We start from the raw sequence: 14,030 nt of genomic DNA, 5'->3' as shown, positions 1-14,030 counted from the left end.
CAGTCACATAGTTATCTATGCTCCTGGGGATTCGTTCACTTGCCGCCGCGCTGCAACTTGAAATCTATTGGGTATATATTTCCACAATCTCTTTCAGCAAAAATTTTAAGATATTGTCAACTAAGCACATGCACACCTTACTAACACTATTCTTTCCTGATATTCAGGTAGTTATGCAATAAAATATCACAAATATCTTATTACTCTTTGCGGCTTGCGTATTTTCTATTCCTGCACCGCAGACCCTGCGGTGCTGTTGTTATTAGCCTCTCAATTATCTATCATTTTTCGGTAATGGCCCCAGTTTCACCCCTTCTGGATAGTATTTCCATCCATCGCGAATACGGATATTCTCCTCCCAAGGTAATTTATATTCACCGTTTGCCAAGTCGCGTACCCAAGTCAGATAATTAGCTCTCTCACCACCGGGTTTACCAACATATCCCCGACAACCGAGATTAAAAATACTGTTTTCCAATGCCCAATTTTCACGTGCCTTATCCACCAGACGCGGGAACAATTCGGCGGTGACAATTTCCCACGGGTTACGCTGCCCTTGTTGAATAACATTACCGTCGTAGTTACAAATCGTACCTTCACCGAAGTAATAGAAAACCTCATCGTAACCAGCCAAATTAACTGATACGGTATACATCAGGTTTTGCCAGGCATTGGTACGATTAGTCCAGATCCACTGGTCATTAACTTGAGTAGAATAACCGGAAATACGAATAAAGACGTTACAGCCTTTATAGGCTGCCTCACGTGCCAACTCAGGAAACATACCATCATGACAGATACAAACCGCCAGTTTTGAACCTTTCGGCCCCTCACAGACAGGCATTCCCATATTGCCCGGCATCCAGGGTTCAATTGGCACCCAAGGCTGCAATTTACGGTAATGCAATACAATCTCACCTTTATTGTTAATAATAATAGCGGTGTTATAAGGAGGGAGTGACGGGTCTTCATTGCGCTCCATTACCGAGAATACGCCCCAGATATCATTGCGGATACAAGCCGAACGAAAACAGTCAACTTCCGGGCCGTCTAACAATAACAACATCTCATCATAGGTCCAGATCTTCGTATTTAACCCCTGCGTGGAATATTCCGGGAATACGATAATATCCAAATCAGGATAACCCGCTTTCGTTGAATCTATCGTTTTACAAATCTGCTGCACCTGAATCTGAATATCTTCAGGCCCCTTAATCACAGGAACAGGATATTGAATAGCCGCAATTAATAACGCTTCATCCCATGCACTTACACTTCCGGTACTGCCCATAGTGAACCTCTAAATGAATCATAGTGATAAATTAAATGATAAATTTCATCGTCATACTGACCAAATAGGTCACGACTTTATTTTCATCTGTCTTCAAGTAAGCGATCTTACTAACGCATAATAACGCCGCTTTTCATCACCAAAATGCGATCCATAACATCAAATAAAAAAATTAATAATTTGGTGGTAAGAAATACTTTTATTAACGCTGACATGAGCTTGTCCGATCTGAGTTGCTAATAAGAGAATAAATAGGTTAACCGATCGGATGGGGAATGCGGAAAAATAGATTTAAAACCATTGCATGTAAGTTAAACGGCCTTATCTTGATAATCATATTCATTTTTATTAATAAAAAATCGTACTGATATAACTTTTCTACAAAATTCAGATAACGTTCTGCTATTATATGTCATTCATGCCTGAGGACTTCGTGAACAACTTTATTGTAAAAGATCAGATAGTTCCTCATGCACCGAGTTTTCTTCTTATTAACCCACTCAGGTTATTTACTCATTGACGGTTCTTTTGCTGATAATTGCATCCCAGAATCCAAAGGTTTAAATTCAAATCCTCGCAGGTAACCTTGATTAACAGTATTAAAATAAAATCACACAAGGTAATCATGTAAATCATTAACAATTAATTGAAATAAATAATTTTAAAAGTAATTTAAGGACATCATCATGTCAATACAATAAATTAAAAAATACAATATTAATTTCAACCATTAATTGATTAGGTAGTTTAATTTTCTACAAATAAATTCAACCATAACATAACATTGATACCGACATTAAATAATCATACTGACAAATCCATTAAATACTATACCCAATAGATTGCAAGTTGCAGCGCGGCAGCAAGTGAACGCATCCCCAGCAATTCTCTTGTGGGGATTTACCTTCATTTAACATAGCGGTAGCCAGACTTGATGCTGACCGACCGTAATCCACCATCCCTTTGGGTAAGCTCAGTGCATTATTGTCCACAACAAAAATATCAATTCTGGCTTAAGTGACGGAATTGGTTTCATTTATGTGAATTATAATAATAGTAATATCTAAACCAAAATCCTATTCCACTAACAGAACCACCATAAAAACCACCTTTGATGCATAACAAAACATCAACTTTAGATAATCCAAAAGGTAGGCCATAAAAAATCATATAAAACGTACAGATAACTATTTTTGCTATTATTGCTCCTAGGATTACAACCACAATACAGGCAACTACTAAATAAATTAGCATAATTAGCCACTTTCTCTTTGATATATTCATTTATGTTCTCCTTCGATCTTATTAACTCCTTTGTTTATCTGATCGTTAGAGAATTCTGTTGAAATTGAGCTAACTACATTACCAGCAACTCCCGGCAATGAACTTAAAGGTAATGACTTCGAGATCCCCATTCCCATATCAACCCATTCATAATTTTTCCAGTTCGGATTAATGAATTTTTCCAGGGGATTTTGAACCAGTTTACCTACCCCATAACCAATCCCAGACGCGGCTCCGCTTATCACGCCTCCTTTTAACGGATCATCACCTTTCACATAACTTGAAGCCGCCCCCATACCCGCATTCCAGGCTACTGTGCCCCACAGACCAGTATTAGCCGTGAATACCCCCGTCCAATACGCAAAAATAGCATCATTGGGGTCGACATTGCCATTAGCAAGATATTGGATACCGGTATTGGCTACGGCACCAATCAAGCCCGTTGTTGCAGCGGCTCCCGATAACCACGGCAAGGCCAAGATACTCCCTTCTGCGGCAACCAGGGTTTGGCAAGAGAGCGGGGTATTACCACTACAGGCTTTCTGGATTTCGGTTTGCTTGTCCTGTTGCCATTTTTCAACTGTGCCTTTTTTATTCGCTTCTGCCGCTGCCAGTACATTCGCTAAAGAGTTATTGTCGACAGTAATTTTTTGCTAGAGAAGAAATAGTTTCATGCTTTCCCAGTGCAATAATCTCACAGCCAGGATCATCAAACTCACCTAATATCATTAAAACGATACCACCATGTTGCCAAATAAAACTGGCCCAATCTGAAACATGTTGAATCTGAGTTATATCTAACTTTTCATAAACATCTTCGTTAGGAATAAGTGCCAAATATGTTTTCTTTTCAGTTAATACTAACTTTGCGGCTGCTTTTAAATCGGAAAGATAAAAATAGCATAATCCTGATAAACTCAAGCCTTGTGAAGACTGAACCATAACATTCTGTTTTTTTAACGCAAACTCTATATCATTGCTTCTTGATTTTAATAACCCCCAAGTTTGTTTATATCGAATAATAGATGTATCCGGTTGAACGCCAGATAGTTCTATATATAAATAAATAGAACTTCTATCATTATAAAACTCCAACATTTTTACCATTTTCGTAAAAAGTGGTACAAAACCTTCTTCACGATTTACATTTAGTAGCTCCCAGCTTACTGCTTCAATATCCTCTGTTGTAATAAATAAGGAATTAAAATCAGTAATATCATTATCTTTACGGATATCAGCAGCATATCTAACTATCATATTAATAGTCATAGTGATTCCCTTTTTCATCATTAAAGTGAGGTCCTCTATTTTGAGTATCATTTACTCCAAAATCATGTCCTTTAGCATCGTCCCTAATTTGTATTGTTTGAGTTCCGCCTCCTGCTTTAGGAACATCAAATTCATATATTTTTCCAGGCTGGAGCTTCCCACGCTTATCAATATTTGGCAATACTCTATCAGGATGTTTTCCAACAGGAATTCCTGAGCGACGTTTTGCTTCATTAAATGCACCAGACCTACCAGCTCCTACAGGAGAATAGTTTTCTGGTTTTTCTCCTTTGGTCTGATAAATAAAATCATCTTTCGTTGGCCCATCAGGAATTGGTGTCACCGTCGTATTACCACCTACATCCGGCTTACCTTCCGTATTGCCGGTATGATTTGGTGCAATGCCAGACCGATTTTCCTCATTGCCTGTATGGTTCGGTATACTACCCGGCTCTAACTGTTGGTTTCCACCGGTATGATTAGGGGATTTCCTGATATCACCGGATTGATCACCACCGGTATGTGTTGGTAGATCAGTTGGATTAGCAACTCGAGTGTATTTATCCTGAAGTGTATTTAGGTAACGCTGTGTAATTTCATCATTTCCCATCATCTGAAGCATGATCAGATGGTCTAAGTCTTCTGAAGAAATCTTATCAGCAATTTCCTTTGCCACTATTCCGGTTATACCCGCCTTAACGCCTATCTCCAGGACTTTCTCTGCTACTTTGGCTCGGCATGGGGCAGCTATTGCACACCCTTCCGTTACCAGTTTACCCAAGAAATTATTGTCAGTAACAACTTTCTCTGTCGTGAAGTCTGATAGCGAACCTAGTTTTTTATAACTGACCTGAGCCGTTGACCCCGAAACGCACTTTTCGACCAGGGACAAATTTTTAACTATGTCAGGTCCATTCAAAAGAACCGTCTTCTAATACCCAAACAGCACCTCCTGGACAGATTTCATCAAAAAACCAAATACCGTCCTCCATCTCAGCTTCTGTTTTGGGAAATACCTGGCGGAAAAGTTCTAACTGTTCGTCCACAGTACTTTCAAGAAATTTACCATGTTTTGCTAATCTAATTCGTCCTTCTTCCATAAGACGCCCCAACAATCTCAGAAAAAGGAGATGCCTAGAAGAAAAATCATCCGAAAAATCCTCTGTTGACCACCATAAAGCTTGTAGATTACGTCCTTCTAAAGCTTCACAAAGGCCCAAATAGTCCTCTTCATTTAACATAAATCACCTAAATTTAATTTCGATACCCGTTTTGTACTTAGTAGCAACATCACCTAACTGACCATTATCTTTTACATCTATTGTCCATCTAGCTCCGGTTTGTGCTTCTGACGTTGATACATTTCGTAAAGTAACGGTAGTACCATCACCCAATTTCGCAGTATAAATCCCAGACCTAACCTGCTTGAGTGGAGTATCTCCTGCTAATTGTTGAGCATAGTTATGAATTTGTTTATCTGTAAGCTTTTGGCTCTCGAAAATTTTTGTTGTGCCATATCGACTAGCTCCTTCACCTTGACGGATCGTCTGACCATCAATGACTAGATCTTGTGATGGATGATTCTTATCGTATACTTTAGTCAGCTCGTTGAATCGATCCTGTTGCTGATGCTTGACCAATTCCTCATTTCTAGCTCTCTGTTCATTTTCAGGTTCCCAGCCTCCTGGAGTTCCTGCTCCTGAACCACCAAGTTCGGCTTTCTCTGAATCTGTCAGATCCTTTGATATATTAGGTTGGTTTTCACCATCCACATAATCTGAAGAACATACCCGTCCAAATGAACACTCTGTAGCTTTATCTAGCGTTTCTCCTATCTCCTTTAACTTTTTGTCCAAAGCTGAAGCTATCGTCTGATTGGCTTCGTTCACGGCTTCACCCGTGTTTGAACTCGCTATCGGTGGCGGTGGCATGGGTACAGCTAGAGCATTATTGTCAGTTGCGTTCTTCCCAGCCTGCGCCCCAGTGAGCACACTAGCCGTAGAATCACCGGCAATGCCGCCGGCCAGTCCCGCTGCCAGGGTGGAGAGGGTACTGATAGTCTGTTTCTGCTCCTCCGTTAACTAGCTGACTTTAGCCGCGTCGCCGTAAAGCTGCTTTATCAGCACCTGAGCCGCCAGTTCGCCCGACGCGGCCCCGGCTGCTCCCGCCACAGCGTTGTTACCACTCACCTCCGCTGCCACCGCGCCTAAAAGCGCATGGGCCAGCGTGTTGGTGGCGATATCCACCTGATGGGTTTGCGGGTCGGTGGTCAGCTCTTTTATCACGCCCGCCAAATAAGGCGAAGCACCGCCGGCCAGTGCTTGCCCCAAATGGTTTCCGGCCAGCCCCTGAATGGCTGCCGTGGCCGCCTGTAAGGCTTTCTGGTATGGGCCACCCGTGCCAAAACCGGAGTCATTCAGCGCCTGCGTGTAAGCGGTGTCATAAACTTGCTTATTGATATCCGCTGGCGAGGGGGCTTTATTACCTGCGTTGATCAACTTTTCTCTGGCATCGGCTTTATCCTGTTCACTGATATGATTGAGTTTCGCTTTCGCCGCCTTAGTGGCGATAATTTTCCCTTCCGTGCCGGCTATCTCGGTCATCTGGGCGCTGAGTTCGCCCATCAGTTGCGCCTGTTTCAGCCGTTGTTGCGCTTTCTCCTTATCAAATATCGGCCTCAGGACATTGGCCGCATTATCGGTATCACGGCTTAAGTTCGCGATATCCTGCGTCTGGTGGTCCTTATCCCGAATAATCAGGGTGCCGTCACTGACCGCTGCGTGCGTGGTACTGCGGTCATGGCCCTGATTATTTGAGCCGGTCAGCGCATTGACCGCCAGATTATTCAGCACCTGACCGGTGGTTGGCTGACCAAGGCTGACGCCGGCACTTTGCTGCTCAACGCTAAAGTCCGCTTTATTTTGAATATCTTTAAAGCCCAGTGTCCCGGTGTTGAGGGTGTTTTTCGCGTTGTCGGCCTGACTCGCTATCACGGCCCCGTCCAGTTGGGTGTGGTCCCCCACATTAACCTGATAGCCGCCTTTACCGGCAAACAGCCCGGTTTGCTCCTGCACCGAATCGTAATTGCTGTGCAGTTTGCTGCGGCTGGCATTGAGGCTCAGGGTACCGTCCGGCTGTGGCCCCACTGTCGTACTGACCCCGGCCCGGGCGTTGTGTTGCTGGCTGTCATAGCGCTGGCTGTCCTGCTCGCTGCTGAGTGTCAGATGGCGTTTTACCTCAGCGGTCATCTGTTCGCCGCTGACTTGTGCCCCTTTCAGCGTCGTATCCCGGCCACTGTTCAGCTCAACGGTCTGTCCCGCCTGTAACGTGGTGTTATTGTGGCTGACACCGTGACCGGTTTCATGGCCGTTGCCCCGACTGACATTGGCCGACACCGTAAAGCCAGTGCCGCCCGGGCCGGCGGTGACGCCCATGCCCATTGCGCTGCCGTGACTGCGGCTCTTGCCGGTGGTCTGTTCGGTGTTCTGGCTGGCGGAGAGCTGAATATCCCGACTGGCATTGAGTTGTAGGTCTTTGCCCGCCTGTAACTGGCTGCCCTGAATGCGGATATCGCCGTTCGGACCGGATGCCCCTTTATCGTCACCGTGCGCCGTTATCGTGAGGTTATCCCCGGCGGTCAGGTGGCTGCCCTGTTGGGTAGTCTGCTGGTGCTGCTGTTCTGAACGGGAAGACTGACGACCGTAGGACAGGCTCACCCCGGCCAGGGTGTTATTGCCTTTATCACTGCCCTGGGCTTCGGCCAGCCGGGCAGCCTGTGTCGCCTGTACCCCACTGAGGGCGGCCTGAGTGTGTTGCAGGGCTTTGAGGCGCGGGTCTTCGGTTTGCTGCGCGGCCCGGGCCGTCTGCACCGCACTGTTGAGGGCGCCGCCTGCCGTGCCACTCAGCGCCACCGTCAGGCCACTTTGTTTCTGTTCGGTTTTGGTCAGGGTAGTGTGATGGTTTGCCGCACTGGTGATATTCACGTTCTGGCCGGTCAGGGTGATGTCCTTGCTGGCCACCAGGTCACTGCCGTGAAGGTTGAGCTGGGTACCGGCATTGAGGGTGACATGGCCCTGGCTGCTGCCCACGGTGCTGCCTTTATTCCGCTGGCTGTCGCTGTCCGTGGTGACTTTCTGGCTGGCCTGGCCTAATGTGAAACCAATACCGCCCGTGCCCATCAAGCCCGATTTTTTCTCTTGCCGCAAATGGGTTTCACCGTGAGATTCTGCGGCGGTGGTGACGGTCAGCTGATGACCGGCGTTCAGGCGGACATCCTGTGTGCCCGCCACATTGCTGCCGCGGATATGCAGGTCTTTACCGGCCTGTAAAGTCACTTTATCGCCGCTGAAGGTGGTGCTCAGGGCTTGTCGGTCATGCACTTCGTCGTGGGTTTCCACTGACGACTTGGACAGCCAGCCTTTGCTGGTTTGCTTACTGTGCTCCACTAAGTCGGATGAGGCGGTACCGGTTGTCAATGTCAGGTTATTTCCGGCCTGCGCCGTCAATTGTTGACCGGCATTGACGTGGGCGGCGGTAGCGGTCAAATCCTGCCCGGCTTGCAGGGTCACCTCACCGGCACCGGTTATCTGGCTGCCGATATCCTGCTGTTGGCTCAGATGGCGATAGTTATCTTTCCCCCAGTCGCCCTGTTCTGTACGGTGCGTGCTTAGGGTATCCAGCGTCAGGTTATGGCCGGCGGTTATCTCGGTGCGACCGTCTTTACCGGCGTTCTTCACCTCACTGGCGGTTAATTGCACATTGTTGATGGCACTCAGCGACAGGGTGCCCTGGTCGTTCTGCACATAAATCCCCGCCGGACGGTCCCGCCAGCGGTTCGCGGCATCTCCGCGCAGGGTCGCAGCGCTGGTGATATCCCGACCGGCTTGCAGCACAACTTTATCCGCCCCCTGAATCTGGCCGCCCCGGTTGGTGATGTCCTGCCGGGCCGTCACATCCACTTTGCCGCCGCGAATAAAGCCGCTGTTGGTCAGGTTGTTGGCCGTCAATTGGGTAACGTCACGCCCGCTAATCGTGCCGCTGTTGGTGATATCGCCCTGACTGTTGAGCGCCACGGTATTACCGGCCAGTAAAGCGCCGTCTCCGCTCAGGTCGCCGGGTCTCACCCGGGCGTAAACCTGGGGCACCGTCACCACCTGCGTGCTGCCGTCCGGCAGAGTCACCGTCTGGTTGGTCAGCCAGATAATGTCGGCGGTCAGCAGCGCCATCTGGGCCGGACTCAGGGCAATGCCGGGGGTGAGTTGTTGTTCCTTACCGAAAGCCACTCCGGCATCCATCAGCGCCTTAAACTGCGCTTCATCGTTATGGTAACCGGGCAGGTAGCGCTGGCCGGTCAGCTGGGTAATCTGCTCCCGCACCAGTCGCTGTTCATAGAACCCATCGCCCAGGCGTTTGTGCACCAGCGCCGGGTCGTGCGTTAACTGTTGCCGCATATAATCCGAGCCCAGCCACTGTTTATACTGGGTAAATTTCGGGTCGGTCTCGACCAGATAGTGGCTGTCACTGGCCGGTTGCACCGTATGCAGGCTGTTATCCGGCAGGCGGGTATTGGGGGTCACGACACGTATCACCGGGTCGATGGGTTGCCCTTTCACCGTTTCTGGGGGCAAACTCAGTTCAAACGGTTGACCAGGTGGCAAGACCCGCGGCTGGTCGTTTATCCCGCTCACCGGTTTCACCGCCGTGGGAGCCGCGTGAATTTGGCCGGTCTGTCGGTCCGTAATCGTGATATCGGTGTTCTGTGGACGGGCATGGTCCTGCCAGGCCAGCGTTTTCAGGTCAATCGTTTCTACCACCGGCGCAGGGTTATAACCACTGCGACTTTTTCCCTGCGAAGTTTTGGTGCCGCCGATGCCGAGTTTGTTCCGTTTTTTCTTGGCGTACCAGTGGGTCTGGCTGCCGGTCTCGGTGGTGATACGTTCGCCCTGCGTGGCGAGATTGTGCAGTTCGCCAATCGTGCCCGTCAGCGCGCCACCGGCAATAATTTGGCTGTCGTGGTTAGTCACGTTTGCACTGTTAAGGGTGAGATGGCCGCCGGCCAGAATTTTACCCGGGTCGCTGTGTTTGACCTGCGTTTCCGTCACGGTACGGGTGTACTGATACTCATAGAAGTTATCGCTGCGGCTGCCGTCCGGCATCCGGGCGGTATGCACGCCGTATTTGTCCCGCCGGGCGGTGTCTACCTGCGACCAGTCATAGCGGGCAGTCTGGCCGCTGAGCGCCGCATCGTGATGCCGGGCGTGTTCGGTTTCGGCGACCTGAGTCACCAGCCCGGCGTTGGTGTTGTGGAGCTGGTTGGCGTCAATCGTCAGATTACCGCCGGCTTCGAGGGTGGCGGCGTGGTTAGTGAGTTCACGCGCCTGACCGGTGGCGGATAAGGTGTTATCCAGCTGGCCGCCGATATGCGTCTCGCCCACACTGTAAATTTGCGCATGATGCTGGTTGTTCAGGGTGTCAGTGCCGATAGCCAGCCGGTCACGGGCGGCAATCACCGCCGCGTTGCCGGCGTGCGCGGTGTTATTCAGGGTCCCCGTCTGGAGGGCGAGATGGTCCCCGTAAATCCGTCCGGTGCCGGTGTTGGTCAACGTGTGAGCCGTAAGATGGGTCAGGTTGCCGTCAATCAGTCCGGTATTGGTCAGCGTATCGTGGACCTTGATTTGCGTTTGTTCGGCGCTGATTTCACCGGTGGCGCTGTTAGTAAGATTTTGCGCCCCAAGATGCAGCGCCTGACCGGCTTTTATCGGGCGGTCATTGAGGAGATTGCCGGTGGTTTTCAGGGTCAGATTGCCATTGGCCGCCGTGTTGCCGGTATGGTGAAAATCCTCGGTTAAGGTCACCGCCATATCGCCCTGCGATAACAGTTGGCCGTCACCGCTGAGCGTATTAGCCTGAATATCGACCTGTTTCCCGGCAATCAAGGTGCCTTGTTGGTTGTTAATCCTCAGAGGCGGTTGCTGAGCCTCGCGGTTGATAGTGAGCTGTTTGCCTGCGGAGACCCGCCCCTGAGTATTATTCAAGGTCTGGCTGATATTCGCTTGCAGGTGGTCGGCGGCCCGTAAAGTGCCCTGACTGTTGTCCGCCTGTTGGGTGCTAACCGTTAGGTTTTGGGCTTCCAGTCCTTTATCCGTCTGCGCCGTGTCGCGATTAATCAGGTGAGCGGTGCTCAAGGTCAATTGCGCACCGCCACGAATCAGGCCGCCGGTGTTATCGGTTTGGGTTTTAACATTCAATACGGTGTCGCCCACCGCCTGCACCTGCCCATGACGATTGTCGAGCTGCTGGGTTTTCAGGTTGAACGTACCTGCCGACAACAATTTGCCGTCCCGGTTATCTGTCTGCGCCTGTCGGGTGCCAATAACCAACTGTCCGCCTTGCAGATGACCGTGGCGATTGTCCAGCGGGCCGCTGGTGACGGTGGTGATGCCATCGCCGAGAATACGGCCCTGCTGGTTATCCAGTCCCTGTCCATCGGTATCGAGATTCAGCGCATCGGCGGATTGTAAGGTGCCCTGACGGTTGGTAAGCCGCTGACTGTGAATGTCCAGTCCGCCATTGCCGGCTATCTGTCCCCGGGTATTGTTAAGCGCGGTGCTGGTCAGGGTAGTGTGGCCGTCTGCGGCGATGATCCCGCCGGTGTTGTCGATATCGCCGGTATGCAGCGTTAAGTGTCCGCCGCTCAATAACTGGCCGCCTTTTTGGTCCGTCGTGGCGGTGTTGGCGAGCCAGTGACCGTGAGTTTTCACCGTCATGTCGCCCCCGGACTGTAATAGTCCGGCGGTGTTTTCCAGCTCACCACTGTGTAAGGTCAGGGTATCTTGCGCGATCACTTGTCCGGCGGTATTGGTGAAGCGGTGCCCGGTCGTCTGGCTGGTGATGTGTTGCGCCAGTAATGTCCCCTGGGTGTTATCCAAAGCCTGACTGGTCGTAGTGAGTCGGGTTTTGGCTTCGATATGGCCGTGGGTGTTCTGAATCTGTTGCCCGATAGTCAGCGTGGCACTGCCCCCAGAGGCCGCCAGGGTTCCCCGGCGATTATCCAGTTGGGTCGCGGTGAGTTGGATATCGTTACCGGCTTCCAGTCGGCCATTCTGGTTATCCAGCGTGTCGTTAACCGTCAATGTCAACGAGCCGTTTTCAGCCGCCACGATGTTGCCATGGCGATTATCGACTGTGGTTGCCTCAACATTCAGGTTTCCGTTACCGGCAATCTTGCCGCCCTGATTATTCAGCGTGTTGACCGTCAGGGCCAGGGTATCGGTGCCCGATTGTTGCATCACACCCTGCTGATGATTCAGCGTATCGGCGTTGAGAGTAATGCGATGAGCGCGGGTCTCGGCCTGATTCAGTTGCAGGTCACCGGCCTGAATAGCCAGCGTGCCGTTGGTCAGCAGTTTGCCCTGATGGCCCAGCCAGTGTTGGGCTGTCAGGGACAGCTGACCGTTGCCGGCCAGTTGCACTTGCCCCTGAGTGTTGTCTGCGGTTTGCGCGGTCAGGTGGAAGTTATCCCCCTGATTGACGAGGTTGCCCTGACGGTTATCGAGCTGGTCGGTGGTGATCGTCAGCTGTGATCCGGCATTAAACAGGGTGCCACCCCGGTTATTCAGGGTCCGGGTGTGGAGGGTCAGTTCACCGGGACCGGTCTGGGTCATTTTTCCTTGCTGGTTCGCGATATCGGGCGTGGTTAAATGGATTTCCCGCGCTGTTAATTGCCCCCCGGTATTATTAAACTGGCCCGGGGTATGGGCAGTAAAACGGTCTGCGTTAACGCTGGCGTGTGCCGTGCTGATGCCCGGTTGACTGGCCGTCAGCTGAATGTCGCCCGCTACAGTTTGACTGCCGCTGAGGTCAATCTGTTGACCGTGAATATTCAGCGTATGGGTCGCCAGATTTTTCCCGCCAGCCTGAACCTGCTGGGCGGTCAGGGTCAGTGAGCCGGGGCGGGTGGTGTTCCCGTTATCATCCAGTCCGGCGGCCCAGACACTGTGGCGGTCACTCTGTATCGTCTGGGCGGTGGCGGTGATATCCCCCCGCGCCTCAATCCGGCCCCGGTTGTGCAGTGGGCCCCCAGCCTGCAAAGTGACCGTCGATTGCGACAGCAGTTTGCCCTGATTATCTATCCCGGCGGTACTGGTTAATTGCAGCGCGTCCCGGCTGCTGATTGTGCCCCGGTTCTCAATCCGGCCATCGGCGGTGACGAAGACTTCCCCCGCGGGCACGCCGATATCGCCGGCATTCCGCACCCCGACACCGGCTTCGGTGCCTATCAGCAGAATCTTATGAGCATACATCCCGCCGAGTGCCGTACTGTCCAGCGCGAACAGTGGGTGGGCCTCATCTTCAGCGGCGGATTTTTTCGTGATGGTCTGGTGTGCGGCATCCACGCGATTGCGCCCGGTGGTCACTTTCAGGTTCTGGGCGTGTAATTTGGCGTTGAGGGCAACGGCGCGGGCAATGATGTCCGTGTAATTTTGCTGCCGGCTGTCCATCCCTTGCCCCTCAATACGCACTTCGCCCTGATTCACGTCAAAACCGGTCAGATGCCCCCGCTCCATCAGGGCTTCACCGGTGGTCAGGGTGGTGCGATGGGCATTGATAAAACCACAGCCATTACAGGTAATCCCGGACGGATTGGCAATCACCACCTCAGCCTTGCGCCCGGCGACTTCAATCCAGCCATTGAGGTGGCTGGGGTCACGGCTGTTGACTTCATTGAGGATCACTTTGGCTTCCCCTTTAGCCAGCCAGGGGTTGCCGGCGACCATGCCGCCCAGTTGGGTCTCGGTCGCCTTTGCGCTGTTGTTGAGGATAACCCCGCGTTTATCGACATCAAACTGGCGGTAAGTGTTGTGGGACACGCCGGCAGCGCTGGGGGTCTGGATATTCACCTGCGGCGTGCCGTTGGCACTGGGGATAATGGTCGGCTGTTGCTGGCCCGGTGCCTGTCCATCGGCCACAATCGCCGCCTGGGCGGTGAGTGAAATCCCGCCCAGGGCCAGCAATAAACCGAACTGGAACGCGGTAAGGCGACACAACCGTTGAGCCGATGGCCGACCGCGACGGCGCGCGGTGCTGCCTTGCCCGGCCCGGGCAATCTCCGCCACCACCATCAGCCTATTTCGGGATCGGTTAAAGATAAGACGATATAACTGTTTGTTCATGGGGGGTCTCCACG

General features: G+C 51.1%; 7 protein-coding genes and 1 pseudogene. All 8 read right to left on the bottom strand.

The features are described from left to right. Positions 1-274: 274 nt before the first annotated feature. A complete protein-coding gene (locus BDD30_RS22615) occupies positions 275-1,291 on the bottom strand; it encodes a formamidase (RefSeq protein ID WP_015835142.1) in 1,017 nt (338 codons plus the stop codon). Between the two features lie 821 nt (positions 1,292-2,112). Next, on the bottom strand, positions 2,113-2,283 hold the full coding sequence (locus BDD30_RS23845) for a hypothetical protein (protein WP_170152975.1): 171 nt from the start codon (positions 2,281-2,283) through the stop codon (positions 2,113-2,115). 40 nt (positions 2,284-2,323) lie between these two features. Then, positions 2,324-2,575, bottom strand: coding sequence for a hypothetical protein (locus tag BDD30_RS22610; RefSeq protein WP_041382175.1), 252 nt, complete (start codon positions 2,573-2,575; stop codon positions 2,324-2,326). Further along, positions 2,572-3,048, bottom strand: a complete 477-nt coding sequence (locus tag BDD30_RS22605) for a hypothetical protein (protein WP_049795264.1) — start codon at positions 3,046-3,048, stop codon at positions 2,572-2,574. The genes BDD30_RS22610 and BDD30_RS22605 overlap by 4 nt, the downstream gene beginning before the upstream one ends. A gap of 157 nt (positions 3,049-3,205) precedes the next feature. After that, complete coding sequence (locus BDD30_RS22600; protein ID WP_015835144.1) at positions 3,206-3,844, bottom strand: hypothetical protein; 639 nt, start codon at positions 3,842-3,844, stop codon at positions 3,206-3,208. Continuing rightward, positions 3,834-4,763: an HNH/endonuclease VII fold putative polymorphic toxin gene (locus tag BDD30_RS22595; protein ID WP_081461598.1), complete on the bottom strand. Its 930-nt coding sequence runs from the start codon at positions 4,761-4,763 to the stop codon at positions 3,834-3,836. Before BDD30_RS22595 ends, BDD30_RS22600 begins: the two co-directional genes overlap by 11 nt. Next, positions 4,750-5,085 (bottom strand): DUF596 domain-containing protein, encoded by a 336-nt coding sequence (locus tag BDD30_RS22590; protein ID WP_015835146.1) that lies wholly within the window; start codon positions 5,083-5,085, stop codon positions 4,750-4,752. The genes BDD30_RS22595 and BDD30_RS22590 overlap by 14 nt, the downstream gene beginning before the upstream one ends. A gap of 3 nt (positions 5,086-5,088) precedes the next feature. Beyond that, positions 5,089-14,016, bottom strand: a pseudogene (locus BDD30_RS22585) (two-partner secretion domain-containing protein). Positions 14,017-14,030 lie beyond the last annotated feature (14 nt).

The sequence above is a fragment of the Photorhabdus asymbiotica genome (genome assembly GCF_003634575.1).
Lineage (GTDB): Bacteria > Pseudomonadota > Gammaproteobacteria > Enterobacterales > Enterobacteriaceae > Photorhabdus > Photorhabdus asymbiotica.
This window is presented reverse-complemented; position numbering and strand designations above follow the sequence as displayed.